This is a genomic window from Candidatus Methylobacter favarea, assembly GCF_902806695.1.
GTDB classification, from domain to species: domain Bacteria; phylum Pseudomonadota; class Gammaproteobacteria; order Methylococcales; family Methylomonadaceae; genus Methylobacter_B; species Methylobacter_B favarea.
This window is the reverse complement of sequence record NZ_CADCXN010000112.1, coordinates 1-13,737: the sequence shown is the minus strand read 5'-3', so window position 1 is coordinate 13,737 and position 13,737 is coordinate 1. Positions and strand designations below refer to the sequence as shown.

The window sequence follows — 13,737 nt, the reverse complement described above, 5'->3', positions numbered from 1 at the left end:
CGGCACTATCCAGTTCTTCCACAGTGAGTCGATCCGATACCTTTAAGGCGACGTGAGACATAGCATTTCTCCGGAAACTCAACCCTATTCAACTTAGACTCCGGAGATTTCATAAGATTCGTATTATATGTTTTAGTACAGATTTGTAGGGAAATATTTCAAAGTGTATTAATTCAGACTTGACCTGCTTTCCCATATTGCCTGATTAAACGTTTTACTTGGGCAGGCGAATTGCCCGTTTTTTTGAGGTATAAAGGCTTATTTTCCTTTAATCTGTCTTGCTGAGTTTCAGATAGCAAAACTTCGCCAATTTATGCTCGGCCAGCTATAGCGCATCTTTATTCTCAAATTGAAATCTAATCTCTTCGGTACTTTCTAGAAATTTTAGATTGGGTTAAGAGATTCAAATTGTGCATCATTTATGAGGGTTTCTATCCTCTTATAATGAATAGAAACTCAGTTTATTTCTGATTCATCTAGTATTGGAAAAGGTTCAGACTTGCTAATTCCGGAAATACTGGCTACACTTCGAGCTTGAAACCCCTCAATATTGGCTCTAGTGTACTTTTATGTAGTAATGTAAAAGATGGTAACAGCTGTACTGTTTGAGCCAATGCAGTATACGTAAAACAAGGGGTATCAATTGGCGGAAATTAACAATCTGGGCAGGTGCAGTTATAGTAAAAGATGTACCAGCCAGTCTTATCGTAGTTTATATGCAGGATAAATAGCATTTTTGCTAAACAATCTTTTTTTCTACCTTTTCAACGCAAGAATTTATATTTTATGAAAATATTAGTTACAGGTGGTGCCGGTTATATTGGATCGGTTTTGGTTCGTTTATTGTTAAATAAAGGCTTTGCAGTGAGGGCATTTGATTCATTAAAATTTGGCGGTGATGCTTTATATGATGTAATGCTAAACCCGGGTTTCGAATTCATGAAAGGTGATATACGCAACGCAGATGATGTAAAAAAAGCATTGGACGGAATAGACGCCATCGCTCATTTAGCTTCTATAGTGGGCGACCCGGCCTGTAAAAAATTCAGTGAAGAAGCTAATGAAACTAATTGGGATGGAAGTGTAGCTTTGTTTGAAGCTGCAGAAAAAGCAGGAATAAAACGGTTTGTGTTTGCTAGTACTTGTAGCAATTATGGCAAAATGTCCGACCCGGATTCTTTTGTAGTGGAAACATCGGAACTTAATCCTGTTTCGCTGTATGCAGAATTGAAAGTAAAATTCGAAAAATATATTTTAGAACAGAGAAAAGATTCAAAAATGTGTAGTACGGCGCTTCGTTTTAGCACGGTATATGGCTTTTCTCCACGTATTCGTTTTGACCTTACTGTAAACGAATTTACCAGAAATGCTACGATTAATGGGGAGCAGGAGATATGGGGGGAACAATTCTGGCGGCCTTATTGCCATGTAGATGACCTAGCTAGGTCAGTAGTATTGGTTTTGGAAAGCCCTGAAGAAAAAGTACGAGCCAATGTTTTTAATGTAGGTACTACCGAAGAAAATTATAGTAAAGGAATGCTTATTGAAGAAGTATGCAAAGTAGTGCCCAATGTAAAAGTGCATTATATAGAACTGAACGAAGATCCCCGCGACTATAGGGTAAATTTTGATAAGATCAAAAATGAACTCGGTTTTACAATTACAAAAAAAGTACCGGACGGGATCAAGGAAATTTACAGTTTATTAAAAACAGGAGTGGTTACGGATTCGTTTGGACAAAAATTCAGAAATATCTAAATTTTGTTAAAATAATATTTTTTAGGAGGGAGTTATATTAACGCTTCTTTTCATAGGTTTTCACATCAAAATCAGGTCGCCCTATTACAGCTATATTTGCTAAAGCTTTTCCTGCTTACGTCAAACCTTCAACCAAATTGAATGTCTCCGGAATATGCCAATTGAAGTAAAAGATAACATATCAAAAAAATATGATATAGCAATTATCGGGGGAGGTATTGTAGGTTTAGCAACTGCTTACAGGCTTTTAACCTTAAAACCAAATCTGGAGCTTGTCATACTGGAAAAAGAAAATCATGTAGCTGCTCATCAAACAGGGCATAACAGCGGGGTGATTCATAGTGGATTGTATTATAAACCGGGGAGTCTAAAAGCCGTTAACTGCATTAACGGCTACAAAATGTTGTTAGAATTTTGTGATGACAATGATATCCCTTATGATCTTTGCGGGAAAATTGTGGTGGCAACTTCTAAAGAAGAACTTCCACAACTCGATGTCTTGTATGAAAGAGGTAAACAAAACGGTCTTACAGGAATAATTCGTTTAGATGAGTCACAGATTAAAGAAAGAGAACCGAATTGCAGTGGAATAAGCGGCCTGTTTGTTCCCCAGACAGGTATTATTTCTTACAAAAAAGTTTGTCAAGTATTATCTGAAAAAATTAAAAATACAGGTGGCTCGCTTGTTTTTAATTATAACGTAAATAAAATTGAACTTAAGGGAAAATATGGCGTTATCAAAAGTGAAAAGGGGGAAGTGAAAGCCAGTCTAATAATAAATTGTGCGGGCTTATATAGCGATAAAGTGGCGGAATTCAATGAATCCAATTTGGATATACGCATTGTTCCCTTTAGAGGGGAATATTATATGATAAAAGCTGAGAAACAGTATTTGGTTAAAAACTTAATTTATCCGGTTCCCGATCCTAACTTTCCTTTTTTAGGTGTTCATTTTACCCGCATGATTGAAGGGAGTGTAGAAGCAGGACCGAATGCTGTTTTTGCTTTTAAGCGAGAAGGCTATAAAAAAACAGATATTGATTTTGGAGATTTATGGAATAGCTTGAGTTGGCCGGGGTTTAGAAAGATAGCTTTAAAATATTGGAAAACGGGAGTTGGAGAATACTATCGTTCCTATTCTAAATCAGCGTTTACCAAAGCCTTGCAAAAATTAGTTCCTGATATTAAAAAAGAAGATTTAATTCCTGCTGGCTCGGGTGTAAGGGCGCAGGCATGCGATAGGAATGGTCTTTTGGATGACTTCAAAATTGTTGAAAAAGAGGGAATTATGAATATACTCAATGCACCCTCGCCTGCAGCTACTTCTTCATTGAGTATTGGGCAAACGGTTGGGGAATTGGCTATTTCAAGACTGGATAGAACTTCGAACGCACATTTGCCGAGAACGTCATCAATTTGATGTATCTCAGCCTTACTTGGTAGTTGAGAATTTAGATAGAAACAGGCGAGGATGTTTAGGCGATGCCCTATCAGTGAGAAATAAAGCATCCCAGGGCACCATAATGGATGCCAACGATAAAGAGGTTTGTGCCTGCGCCCCATTTAGGCAATTGGAACAGCTACTGAATATTGCATTGTCGAGAATTCTCAACCCACGGGCTGATCAAGCGTTCAGCTTTATTAGCTGAAAACATACCCTCAGTGCTTCAAGAAATTCAGGCCTTGCTCAGGCTGTAACTGATCGAGTAATTGACCCCTTAAGGCTATCCGGGACTTGCGCTACCTTATGAGCGGAGAGATTATCGCAGATGAGGCTATCGCCAAGCTTCTCAAGGAAGGTCCCAGTTGGGCCACCTTATTTCTTAAAGACTTCGCCATTTATCACCTGATCCACGCGCTCAGGGGCGGTGATCCGCTCAGCAGGCAGGCCGATCCATAACCATTCATGCAAAAGAGATATGCTCACGAAAAACAATATCAGCCGTTGTAGCGACGCTTAAAATTTGGCAATTTAAAGAAAGCAATGCCTAAAGTTGATAGTAGCTTGGACAGCGGCCAACTGAACGGATAATGCATTGTCATTACTCACCAATCTAATGGCAACAAACTTAATAGATCATAGCGTATCATTTTGATTAAATACGGATGCAATGACAGCGCCTAATAGACCGGTTTAAATAGCCAGACCTAGCGACTTATTTAATTTACAGCGCGATGACAAACCCAGACCATTATCTCGACTAAAACCCTGTTTCTTGAATTTCAGTCAATAAAAAAGACCTTCGATTTCTCGTAAGGCCTTAATTTTTTTGGCTCCCCCGGACGGGCTCGAACCGCCGACCTAGTGATTAACAGTCACATAAAATCAATAACTTACAATAACTTACAACAAACAACAACAATAAACTCAATAAGTTAGCCGGTTTCTTTGTTTGCTACCTATTGCTATTTATTGCCGTTATTTATTCTCAAGTGTCCCGCCAGTGTCCCATGAAACAGGCACAGAAAAACCGCATGGTAGCGGCTCATGTTCAGAATAACCCGGTGCGACTTTTGCGACTTTGCGATTTATCGCCTATCTAATGAGGTGATACCCTACGCCACTCATGCCGAAAAATATCATACCCAAGCCATCAGCCTTGAGGAGGAGGCGGCTCAATTTCAGGCGCAAGGGTGCTGCTAATTTTGCTAATCTGCTAATTTTTGCCAGAGCGCCGGATAGTTTTCTCGGACACACCGTACTGTTCGGCCAGGGTTTGGGCGGTTTTTGGCTGGTGGTCATTTTGACCACTAGCCACTGTGTATTGATTGCCATAATTCCCGCCTTGCGGCTTCTTCAATTCGTTATACTGCTTGCCCCGGTACACGCTGAGCTGTTCGGGCGTCCAGTTGCGCCGCTGCAAATCGGAATTGAGAATACCGATTTCAAACCTGTTTACCTATCCATATCAATGTCTTACGCTTGGTTAGCGGACCTCAAAAGCGAACAGGGTAGCGGCGCAGGAATTAGCCTGGCTAGCGGATGAGATTGATACAGTCGCGCTGCTTCCTCAACAGCTTCCCCAAGTTACGCAGCATTGGCCTAATCCCGCCCTTAAAGCCATTGCGAGCGACAACCGCTTTGCCTTCAATAGACACAGGGCCGGTGGCCTTAGTCCAGGGCTGCCAGTTTCGTATCAATGCCGATTGCCGTTGTTTTCGTTCCGGTGTCCAGCCGTTCGCCATGCGTTTGCTCCAATAGTTTGCTTTGCTCGTTTTTAGTTTCCCGCGCGTGCGAGGCGGGAGTAGATACAGCATTGTTAACTTGCTGGTTTGCTGCAAAATTGGCTTGCCGGGCGAACACAACCGGCGGGTTCTTGAACTCAGCCAAGGCCTGCAAGGTGCATCGGCATTGGTTTTGCGCCTTCAATGCCAGGCTTAAAAACCGATCAAACTGCGTCAGGCTGTCCTGCTGAATGGCGCGTCGGGCCAGGTTCCCGAAAATGGCTTGTAGCGCGGCGGCTTGGCCTATCAGCATATTTTCGCACTGAGACAAATCGCCGTTTCCCACTTTTTCAAATCTCGACCTGAGTTCCTCTATCAGCTCACCCAGGTCATGCTCTCCCAAGTCGTTCGCATAGGGGCCGATAACCACCGCCGCGTTCACGGCTGCTGTGCTTAAAAATTTCGCATTACCTTCCTTCGTCCGTCCGGTTTTTTCCTGCGCTTCCGTGGCTTCTTCCGTGGCTTTCTTTTTCGCCGTCATAGTCATTTATCCTGTAGTTGATCTACGATGTTCTAGCCCTATCCGCAAAGCGTTGGTATTCATTCTCATTCAATTGGCACGCGCTGCGTATGGTTCGATCGCTTTCACCTGCCGACTTCATCTGTCTAATTTTTGCGATAATGCTATTCTCCGCCTCCTTTATCGCTAAATCGGTTTCCTGCCAAGCCAGATGTTCAGCGGCTTTTTGCAGTGGCCTGAGTTCCTCATTAAGCCGAACAATGACGCCAGGCAAGATCGACCTTTCCAGCGCCAATCCCTGACGTTCTGCGGCTTTCCCAGCCCAGTCTATCGGCGTTTTATTTAAAAATGCGGCCTCGGCCAGGGCTTCATCGAATTGCGATACCGCACCGTCAATTTGTGTTATCCGTGATTCAACAGCTTTAATCATAGCGGTTTGTGCTTTAACATTTTCGCGTGCTTCGTTTAATTCCATCGGTATATCCTCTAGTTGTTGATTGATGATTGATGCTATCTCATGCCATTTTAGCGTACTGACTGGCTCGGCTGATTTCTATTATTTGGGGCCTTAATTGGCTAATTTTGCATGTGAGGAAAAAAGACTTGGGGCGCGCAAAGGGCATTCAGTTCTGTAGAGTTTTGACCCCACCTATTGGCTGTCCGTAACCAGCGACTTCAATAATTCGCTAAATGCATTGCAGTTATCCAGGCACGCTGCCATGCCCAATGTCCCGTTTTGACTCAGGATCGTACGAAGCATTAACGCCAGGATGCCAATGAAGTCGTCAATTGTTGCGTCTGTCCCAAGCTGCTGCACTAATGCATTACGGCAACCAAGATAGGCGTTACGGGTAATTTCAATTTCGTTTTGAGTTTTCATACATTTCCTCTTAATAAAGAAGGCCCGGTCATAGTGAATCATGTCCGGGGTGGTGTTTTGGCTAGGGTTGCTCCTTAGCCATTTCCTTTTGACGCCAGGCGCTGTATTCATTAACGCTGATGAATGTGCTTCCAAACCGCCGTTTCAGACTGGACTCGGCTTCTGCCAGGTTGGTGTTAGGCATGATGACAACCAAATCAACATCCGGCTTTTCGCTCGTGCGATAGTGATAAACCTTTATCGCGGACTTGGCTTCCTTTTCGGCTTCGGCTTTTGGCAGTCCGGCCTCAAACTGCATGATGGCGCTGCGCTCTTCAATCACTTCCTTGATATTTTCCTGCAACTCATTGGCCTTGGTTTCGACTGCTTCCTTTGCCCTGCCAAGAAAGTATGCCTTCGCGTCAGGATCGTCCCGGCAGCGGGCCAGGGTTTCGGCAATCATGGCCTGATCGACTTCACCAATAGCAGATAGCCATGCCCGGATAGCTTTTTCTTGATCAATGCTTAGTGTAGATACGCTTTGAATTTCGGTTTGCGCCAGCTCTGCCACAATAGCCGCTTTATGCTGCCGTAAATAGTCCATCTGCTCAGCCGTTAATTTACTGACCGGCTTAACGCCCACGCTGCCGTTAGCCTTCAGCCAAAACTCAAAGCCTGCCTGTTTCAGCGCGGCCAGCATCAGAATTCCCCTTCGTCAATATCTGGATCGACGTCACTATCAGCCCAAGCCATGAATTCATCATCCCAGCCAGAGAGTGAATCAGTTTCAGGTGTGCTGTCTGTGCTTTCACCGTGACTTGGTATCTCATCCTGATCAGGAAGAGAATCAGGATCAAGTGTGCTGTCTGGGTCACTCTCTTGACCGGGATCTTTTGATCTTTGATCCTCCGGTGTTGGGGGCGGGACAGCCGGGACACTTATATATAAGTGTGTCCCGTCCCGTCCCGGTAAACCCCGAGACACTTCGTCATTTGTCCCGCTTTGTCCCGCTTGTCCCGCTGTGCTGTAAGCCGCGTTATCTGTGGCCTGTAGCGTTTCTTCGGCTTTTGTCCCGGCCTGTCCCGTGGGTATTTCTTCGGTTGCCTCGTCCGCTGCCTTGACAAAGGGTTTTTGTCCCGCTGTTCCGGTATCAATTCGCCAGATATAGCCGTCGTATTCGGTTATTATTCCGGCCGATAAAAACTTATTCCGGGCTCGGGTCAGTACCTTTCGCTGCTCCGTATCGTTAGGGATAACCTTGTAAGCAAACTCGCGCCATTGCTCAACGGCGACAACCTTCGCAAAAGTCCCCGTCCCAAAGCCGCTGAATTTGGCCTTGATTTCGTCTGTAGGCTCAATGCCATGCTCATTCAAGGCATCAGTCAAACTATCCAATATCTGCCGCTCTCGTGCGTTCAGCTTGGCTTTCTTCGGCTGCTTTACCGCACCGACGTTGCACTCCAGATAAACGCTCGTTAAAGGCTTTAGCTCGTCATCCACCCAGTTTAAACACACCTGTTTTAGGGTAAATTCAAGCGGCTGCGGCGGCTCAAAGTCTTTCGCCTTGGTGCAGATCAAGGTGATGGCGTTTTCGTCCTTGGCGACCGAGTATTCCGCGTCCATCCCTGCGCGTATGGCACTGCTGCCCCGGCCACGGCCTGATTCGGCATGACCTGAATGGTGAATGATCACAGTAGTCATTTTCAAGGGCTTAAAAAAATGATCCAGGTTTTGAATGAAGGCGGCAATATCCTTGCTGCTGTTTTCTTCGCCTACAAAATTTCTATTGAGTGTGTCAATGACGATCAAGCCCGGATTTATGCCGGATTGCTGGATGGCCTTTACAATATCATCACAACTTGATTTATCGTCGAGCTGTGCGGATTGCTCGCTCAATAGCAAATTATCCGGGGCCGTGATACTGTATTTTTTCTCTAACGCCTTTAGTCGCCGTGCATAACCGGCATGACCTTCTCCGGCGATAATGACGGCTCCGGCGTGTTGGGTCTGCCTGCTTTCCCAGTCCAAGCCTGCCGCCATGCAAAAGGCCCAGTCCAGGGCAAATAGTGATTTGCCTGAAGCGGGCGGGCCAAACATAAGATTGATGCTTTCGGCTTCGATCAGGTTTTTGATTGTCCAGACAATTAACTTAGGCTTGAAGGTAAGTTCATTGGCCGGGATAAGTCTGAATTTTATCTCAGCACCGACTCCTTCTTTATCCTTATATTTCATTATCGTAATCCCTGTAATGTCCGGCCAGTGCTCGCAAGCCTTTCCGTTCGGATTCTTCCGCTACTTTGGCAACCGCCAGGGCATTTTCAGGCAGTAAACTTTCAATGCTGTCTCGCAGCAATGCCCTGAGACAATGAGCGGGCATGGCCTCAGCCTCTACGGTCGAAGCAACTTGTTGTGATCGGGCATCGGTCGCCTTTCTCGGCTTGGTGGGCAGGTCATAGGCAGCAATTTGATTTTCATTAATTGCAATGCGCTGAAATTGCATATCAATGTCGTTATCCAAATGCAGCCGTAATTCCCGCTCCAAGGCCACATCAATCAGGACTCCAGCCGGGTCATAGTCGCCAATGTAGAGAATGACCAGCGGTCGGATGTCTTCACTTGCGTTATGCGCCATCGCCGCTTCATGAATGAATGACAGACTTGAAAAACCGCTGCAAGGGTACAGGTCAACCGCCAATTCATTACAATCTTTCAGTATCACAGAGGCAATGCTTCGACTTTCACACCAGACCTCGCATCGGAAGCTTGCCGACTGCCAGAGGTCAGCGCGGTACATCCCGGCCACGCGGGACAGGAAGTCTCCGGTTCCTGAAAACGTACTGACGAAATAACCGCGCCTGGACATATCCGCTATCCAGTTATAGGGAATCCGGCCTGATCGTCTCAGTTTGACGCATCGCTCCTGAACATGGCGATAGCCCCTGTCGGATTTTTCTACCGGCTCCAGTAGTCGGGGATCTGTCATGCGGTAAAATACATGCCGAACCGACTGCGGATGATCTTCTTTCAGCACGTCAATTATTTGTTGATCGAGCTGATCTAGCCTGGCCTGGCTGCGTCTTTGGATTTTTACCGTGCTAGCCCGATAAATTTTATTTGGCACTTTTTCAATAAGGCTCATCGCTCACCTTCCTTGGCAATGCGATCATTCCGCACCGCGTCCAGGTGGATAAGCAATACCGCAAGTAGTTGTTTACGTTGAGTTCTCTCGGTGTTTGATGTACGATTTACTTGCTGGTTTTTTGTATCGCTGCTGCCCGGTGTCGCAATCCGGGCGGTGGGCTTCTGGCTCATTTCGTTTCCGCTTCTGTCATCTCGACAGTGCTATTCAATAAGACATACTTGGCAACTTTCGGATGGCCCTCTGTGTTTTCTCGAAGGGTGAAAATATTCCACCCCTGTTCCCGCAACTCCTGCACCCGCGCACCCGGATGCATAATGTCCATCTCCTGCCGAGATTGAAGGGTGGTTAAATGGCCCTTAGTTTGCAGCCAGTTTAAAATTTTGGCACGTTGAGTTGATAAATTGTGATTTGCTTTCATTTTGATTCCTTCCGTCTCACGACGGTAGATTGATGATTAGGATTGGTTTTGAGCTTCGATCCAGGCAAACCATTTGGCTTCGTTTATTAAGACTTTCCGTCCATTTCGAACAATAGCGCCTGATTTGGCTAAGCCGTTTTTGTTGGCATTAAAAATCCGGTCACGAACGCCGCCGTAAGGGAAGTCTGGGTATTTTTGGCAAAACCGTTTGACGGTTGAAAGTGGGGGTGCTTGAAAGTATGTGGTGGCTTGACTGTTCATAATTAATCCAGTTTGTAGTTAAACAAGGTGCGCCGGTTTGTTTTATTCCGGCTTGGATGCAATTATTCACAACGGGATTTACCGGTAAGGTTACCGGGTAACGATTTCTGTTAGCGGTAAGTTCAAGGGTAACTATTTTTTTAAAATAGGCGGGTTTTTTCTTAAATTGGAAAGTGTTTTGTCGAAAGTCCCACGGCTAAATGTTTGCTCATTCCCATACGCGGAACACCATAAAATTTTACGGGCAGTCACTTCTTGAATAATTTCATCGGTATCATGCTTCTTGTAATTGCTCTTTATTTCATTCCATACGTCTTGAGCCGTTGGCCGCTTTCCGCTGAAAGATTGATGCACCCGCCAAAAAAAAACATGTAGCTGGCTTGGCGCGTGGGTGTTGCGCTGCTCACCCTGCCTTTGATCCCCTTTCTGTTGCTCAATGCCTGTAGCCGCGCCATCATTTTCCACGGCTTCATTTTCCGGGATAGATTCAATTCTTCCCGATTCAGCCGGAACCGAATAGCCTTTTGCCTTTGTCCAGGCAATAAAATCATCAGGCAAAACCCGGCAAGCCAATCTGTCATCCATTGTTCTGTCGAGCGTCTTTAACGAGCCTTCCATCAGGCTGGTATCGGTAATTTCAGCATCGGCTTGGCTACCCGCGCCATCAGAGGTAGTTAGCTTGGGAGCATGGGAAACAATATCGTCCCTCACGGCTTCGGTTACGCTTTTTGGTGTTTCTAGCGCCGTATTTTCAACAGGCGGGCTGTCACTCAAGAGTAGGTAAATTTCATCTTCCTTGCAGCTTATGAGGTAAAGGGCTTCTTCATACTGCTGGCGGTCACTAGACGTTATCACCCTTTCCTTTTTATTCTCGCCTTCACACAGCTTATTCCACATGCTGCTTAGAATTGTCGTAGCGTCTTTAAGCGGATTTAGCCATGTATGCAAAAGAAAATGCCTTTCCTCGTCGTCTTTTGGGTTTTGTCTTGCCAGCAAATCAACAATTGGATTATTCAATAACTCCCTGGCGCTCATCGGCCTATCTATTCCACCCACTGTCTTTTTAGCAAGTGTCCGGCTTGCCTTGATTTCCGCAATTGCCTTTTGCCGCTCTTTTAATAGTTCGGATTCATACAATAAATCGCCCATCACCCGCCCCCGAAGATTTTCAGGTTCATGCTGGCAACTACGTTGCTAACATGCCCATCCGATAAGTGGGCGTAACGCTTCACCATAGCTAGTGTTTTATGACCTAAAACTTCGGCAATTTCGGCCAATGACGCTCCGTTCATGGCAAGATAGGAGGCTGTGCAATGTCTTAAGTCATGCCAGTGAAAATCAGTGATTCCTGCGGTTTTCAGTGCCGTTTCAAAAGGCTTTCTCAGATCAATAGGCTTGTCTTTGTGGATGGTTCCCGGCCATAGTAAATCAGTATCAAGCCGCCGAATCTTGGCGTGTTGGAGTAACAGCTCCAAGGCTAAACCAGATAAGGGAACCCGCCGCCGTTCGCCGTTCTTAGTTTCATGCAGGATTAGATAACCGTCCTTAAGGTTTACGTTCTGCCACTTCAAGCCCAGCAATTCAGCCTGCCGCATACCGCTTGATAAGGCCAGAATCACACAGGGATAAAGCCATGTGTTAGACGATGCTTTGCAAGCCTGTAACAATCTTTCGCGTTCGTCATCATCCAGGAAGCGCACACGGCCCCTTGATTCCGTAGGCTTTTTGACTTTTCGCATGGGGGAATCTTCCAGCCATTGCCATTCATTCACGGCAATAGTGAAGGCATGAGACAATGCCGCCATGTATCTAACCACGGTGGCCGGTGTTCTTGGTGTCCCCCGATAAGTTTCGCCGCTTGCCAGTTCATCACGAAATTTAACAATTAATGCGGGCGTAATATCGGCCAAAAGACAATAACCAAGCTTTTCTTTCCACCAAGTAAGCTGCTGCTTCTGCTTGATATATTGCTTAGGCTTGCCGGGCAATACATCTTTAATATATCTGTCCACCAAATCAGCAAGGGTATGCTTTTTCGCTTCAGCCGTTTTGAAGTGTCGGCCTTCTCGTATGGCCGTTTCGGTATGCTGCGCCCATTTCCTGGCATCGGTTAGCCGGGCAAAGGTAGCAGTTTGGGTGGGATAGCCTTTCAGCCGGATTTTTACCCGGTAGGCGGTTTCGGTTCCATCGGTGCGTTTTTCAATGCTTGCCATGATTGCTTCCTGTAGGATAGCAACCGGCTTTTGATATAATGCGATTAGCCATTTGCTTAACCCTGCTTGTTAAGTGAATCGGTAGGGCTTGTTAGGTGGTGGTACACCTGCAAGCCTGTTTTTTTGTGTCGATAAAAGTATATAACACGCCCCAATAAATAGCAACACGTGATACCTAATCACTTGCTCCATGCCTTGCACACCTCTAATACAAAGGCTTCCAGAAATAGCTATTCATTAATGGGACACTCACGGGACAGTTGAGAATAAAAACCGCTCGAATTGGCTATTTTTTAGCCAGTTTAGGCGTGGTGGTTTTATAGGTTTTGTAGGCTCGTGGCAGGCGCGTTTATCAAATAATAAAACGGCTTTGGTATTGCGGTTTATTGCAGTGATTTATTTCGAAGTGTCCCGCCAGTGTCCCGCGGGCAATAAAAAAGGCCTTCGATTTCTCGTAAGGCCTTGATTTTCTTGGCTCCCCCGGACGGGCTCGAACCGCCGACCTAGTGATTAACAGTCACCCGCTCTACCGACTGAGCTACAGGGGATTTAACTTTTCTAGTTCTTCAAATGGCGCGCCCGGAGAGATTCGAACTCCCGACCGATCGGTTCGTAGCCGATTACTCTATCCAACTGAGCTACGGGCGCCTTATTTATTATCTTTTTTAATTTTTTTCCTGTCAATGTTGTTTGACGTAAAAGATCAATCTCTCAAATATTTGGCGGAGAGAGAGGGGTTCGAACCCTCGATGGGCTATAAAACCCATACTCCCTTAGCAGGGGAGCGCCTTCAGCCTCTCGGCCATCTCTCCTATAAAAGTTTTATTCTTCAGACCCATTTAAGCCCGTGGATTCCGCTTGCTCTTTTTTAATTCTTTCGTAAATTTCTTCCCTATGAACAGAAACTTCTTTGGGTGCGTTAACTCCTATGCGAACCTGATTTCCCTTTACTCCGAGAACAGTGACTGTAACTTCATCACCAATCATTAAAGTCTCCCCTACTCGACGAGTCAAGATAAGCATAACTTCTCCCTAATTTATATTAAAAATCACTGTTCTTACACAGCATCCAATTCATGAAACGATTGTAACAGCTTTTTTATATAAAAAAAACTTTAAGCCATTGATTGAAAATTTATTCTAATTTTGAACAAATCCAAGAATAAATGTTATAGGTAAGAATGAATGAGAATAAAAAGGAAAAAACTTGCATAATAATTATCCTGAAGCAGAAGTTGCAGGTTATTGACAAATAGTTTTAGTATAATTTTAACTAGGTTCTGTTGACATTTCACTCGACGAAGCTAAGAATTTTGCCCTTTTTCTTAGCAATGCCAAATAGAGCGGAATTAACAGATGATAAGGGGCAAACATTTTAGGGATACTTCTATTGAACCCGAC

Annotated in this window: 16 protein-coding genes and 3 tRNA genes; 4 read left to right on the top strand and 15 right to left on the bottom strand. The window is 45.1% G+C overall.

Going from position 1 to position 13,737, the window contains the following annotated elements; translation table 11 throughout:
* Positions 1-786 precede the first annotated feature (786 nt).
* The 4 genes from HUX64_RS17150 to HUX64_RS17135 all read left to right on the top strand — a co-directional run bounded on the left by HUX64_RS17150 (position 787) and on the right by HUX64_RS17135 (position 4,745).
* A complete protein-coding gene (locus HUX64_RS17150; protein WP_174627427.1) occupies positions 787-1,758 on the top strand; it encodes an NAD-dependent epimerase/dehydratase family protein in 972 nt (323 codons plus the stop codon).
* Between the two features lie 154 nt (positions 1,759-1,912).
* Positions 1,913-3,178 carry an L-2-hydroxyglutarate oxidase gene (gene lhgO, locus HUX64_RS17145; RefSeq protein WP_174627426.1) on the top strand — a complete coding sequence of 422 codons (1,266 nt, stop codon included), beginning with the start codon at positions 1,913-1,915 and terminating at the stop codon, positions 3,176-3,178.
* Between the two features lie 327 nt (positions 3,179-3,505).
* Positions 3,506-3,658: a hypothetical protein gene (locus HUX64_RS17140; RefSeq protein ID WP_174627425.1), complete on the top strand. Its 153-nt coding sequence runs from the start codon at positions 3,506-3,508 to the stop codon at positions 3,656-3,658.
* Positions 3,659-4,325: 667 nt separating this feature from the next.
* Positions 4,326-4,745, top strand: a complete 420-nt coding sequence (locus HUX64_RS17135; protein ID WP_174627424.1) for a hypothetical protein — start codon at positions 4,326-4,328, stop codon at positions 4,743-4,745.
* Positions 4,746-4,870: 125 nt separating this feature from the next.
* Here the strand turns inward: HUX64_RS17135 and HUX64_RS17130 are convergent, their stop codons facing one another.
* From HUX64_RS17130 to csrA, 15 genes are all read right to left on the bottom strand, one after another.
* A complete protein-coding gene (locus HUX64_RS17130) occupies positions 4,871-5,464 on the bottom strand; it encodes a hypothetical protein (protein WP_174627423.1) in 594 nt (197 codons plus the stop codon).
* Positions 5,465-5,486: 22 nt separating this feature from the next.
* Positions 5,487-5,918 carry a hypothetical protein gene (locus tag HUX64_RS17125; protein WP_174627422.1) on the bottom strand — a complete coding sequence of 144 codons (432 nt, stop codon included), beginning with the start codon at positions 5,916-5,918 and terminating at the stop codon, positions 5,487-5,489.
* 174 nt (positions 5,919-6,092) lie between these two features.
* Positions 6,093-6,323, bottom strand: a complete 231-nt coding sequence (locus HUX64_RS17120) for a hypothetical protein (RefSeq protein WP_174627421.1) — start codon at positions 6,321-6,323, stop codon at positions 6,093-6,095.
* 61 nt (positions 6,324-6,384) lie between these two features.
* Complete coding sequence (locus HUX64_RS17115) at positions 6,385-7,002, bottom strand: hypothetical protein (protein WP_174627420.1); 618 nt, start codon at positions 7,000-7,002, stop codon at positions 6,385-6,387.
* Positions 7,002-8,534 carry an AAA family ATPase gene (locus tag HUX64_RS17110; RefSeq protein WP_174627419.1) on the bottom strand — a complete coding sequence of 511 codons (1,533 nt, stop codon included), beginning with the start codon at positions 8,532-8,534 and terminating at the stop codon, positions 7,002-7,004. The genes HUX64_RS17115 and HUX64_RS17110 overlap by 1 nt, the downstream gene beginning before the upstream one ends.
* A complete protein-coding gene (locus tag HUX64_RS17105; protein ID WP_174627418.1) occupies positions 8,524-9,441 on the bottom strand; it encodes a hypothetical protein in 918 nt (305 codons plus the stop codon). The genes HUX64_RS17110 and HUX64_RS17105 overlap by 11 nt, the downstream gene beginning before the upstream one ends.
* Positions 9,438-9,614: a hypothetical protein gene (locus HUX64_RS17100; RefSeq protein ID WP_174627417.1), complete on the bottom strand. Its 177-nt coding sequence runs from the start codon at positions 9,612-9,614 to the stop codon at positions 9,438-9,440. Before HUX64_RS17100 ends, HUX64_RS17105 begins: the two co-directional genes overlap by 4 nt.
* Complete coding sequence (locus HUX64_RS17095; RefSeq protein ID WP_174627416.1) at positions 9,611-9,862, bottom strand: helix-turn-helix domain-containing protein; 252 nt, start codon at positions 9,860-9,862, stop codon at positions 9,611-9,613. The genes HUX64_RS17100 and HUX64_RS17095 overlap by 4 nt, the downstream gene beginning before the upstream one ends.
* 36 nt (positions 9,863-9,898) lie before the next feature.
* Entirely contained in the window at positions 9,899-10,123 is a 225-nt protein-coding gene (locus HUX64_RS17090; protein WP_174627415.1) for a hypothetical protein, read from the bottom strand.
* Positions 10,124-10,255: 132 nt separating this feature from the next.
* Positions 10,256-11,272, bottom strand: a complete 1,017-nt coding sequence (locus tag HUX64_RS17085; protein ID WP_174627414.1) for a hypothetical protein — start codon at positions 11,270-11,272, stop codon at positions 10,256-10,258.
* Positions 11,272-12,336 (bottom strand): tyrosine-type recombinase/integrase, encoded by a 1,065-nt coding sequence (locus tag HUX64_RS17080; protein WP_174627413.1) that lies wholly within the window; start codon positions 12,334-12,336, stop codon positions 11,272-11,274. Before HUX64_RS17080 ends, HUX64_RS17085 begins: the two co-directional genes overlap by 1 nt.
* A gap of 472 nt (positions 12,337-12,808) precedes the next feature.
* Positions 12,809-12,884 (bottom strand) — tRNA-Asn (locus HUX64_RS17075).
* A gap of 23 nt (positions 12,885-12,907) precedes the next feature.
* A tRNA-Arg gene (locus tag HUX64_RS17070) sits at positions 12,908-12,984 on the bottom strand.
* A gap of 72 nt (positions 12,985-13,056) precedes the next feature.
* Positions 13,057-13,148: transfer RNA gene (locus HUX64_RS17065), tRNA-Ser, on the bottom strand.
* A gap of 10 nt (positions 13,149-13,158) precedes the next feature.
* Positions 13,159-13,359, bottom strand: a complete 201-nt coding sequence (csrA, locus tag HUX64_RS17060) for a carbon storage regulator CsrA (protein WP_174627412.1) — start codon at positions 13,357-13,359, stop codon at positions 13,159-13,161.
* Between the last annotated feature and the right edge of the window lie 378 nt (positions 13,360-13,737).

Coding starts and splice junctions, on each gene's coding strand:
- HUX64_RS17150 (WP_174627427.1), top strand. CDS start 787: ATGAAAATATTAGTTACAGGTGGTGCCGGTTATATTGGATCGGTTTTG.
- lhgO (WP_174627426.1), top strand. CDS start 1,913: ATGCCAATTGAAGTAAAAGATAACATATCAAAAAAATATGATATAGCA.
- HUX64_RS17140 (WP_174627425.1), top strand. CDS start 3,506: ATGAGCGGAGAGATTATCGCAGATGAGGCTATCGCCAAGCTTCTCAAG.
- HUX64_RS17135 (WP_174627424.1), top strand. CDS start 4,326: ATGCCGAAAAATATCATACCCAAGCCATCAGCCTTGAGGAGGAGGCGG.
- HUX64_RS17130 (WP_174627423.1), bottom strand. CDS start 5,464: ATGACGGCGAAAAAGAAAGCCACGGAAGAAGCCACGGAAGCGCAGGAA.
- HUX64_RS17125 (WP_174627422.1), bottom strand. CDS start 5,918: ATGGAATTAAACGAAGCACGCGAAAATGTTAAAGCACAAACCGCTATG.
- HUX64_RS17120 (WP_174627421.1), bottom strand. CDS start 6,323: ATGAAAACTCAAAACGAAATTGAAATTACCCGTAACGCCTATCTTGGT.
- HUX64_RS17115 (WP_174627420.1), bottom strand. CDS start 7,002: ATGCTGGCCGCGCTGAAACAGGCAGGCTTTGAGTTTTGGCTGAAGGCT.
- HUX64_RS17110 (WP_174627419.1), bottom strand. CDS start 8,534: ATGAAATATAAGGATAAAGAAGGAGTCGGTGCTGAGATAAAATTCAGA.
- HUX64_RS17105 (WP_174627418.1), bottom strand. CDS start 9,441: ATGAGCCTTATTGAAAAAGTGCCAAATAAAATTTATCGGGCTAGCACG.
- HUX64_RS17100 (WP_174627417.1), bottom strand. CDS start 9,614: ATGAGCCAGAAGCCCACCGCCCGGATTGCGACACCGGGCAGCAGCGAT.
- HUX64_RS17095 (WP_174627416.1), bottom strand. CDS start 9,862: ATGAAAGCAAATCACAATTTATCAACTCAACGTGCCAAAATTTTAAAC.
- HUX64_RS17090 (WP_174627415.1), bottom strand. CDS start 10,123: ATGAACAGTCAAGCCACCACATACTTTCAAGCACCCCCACTTTCAACC.
- HUX64_RS17085 (WP_174627414.1), bottom strand. CDS start 11,272: ATGGGCGATTTATTGTATGAATCCGAACTATTAAAAGAGCGGCAAAAG.
- HUX64_RS17080 (WP_174627413.1), bottom strand. CDS start 12,336: ATGGCAAGCATTGAAAAACGCACCGATGGAACCGAAACCGCCTACCGG.
- csrA (WP_174627412.1), bottom strand. CDS start 13,359: ATGCTTATCTTGACTCGTCGAGTAGGGGAGACTTTAATGATTGGTGAT.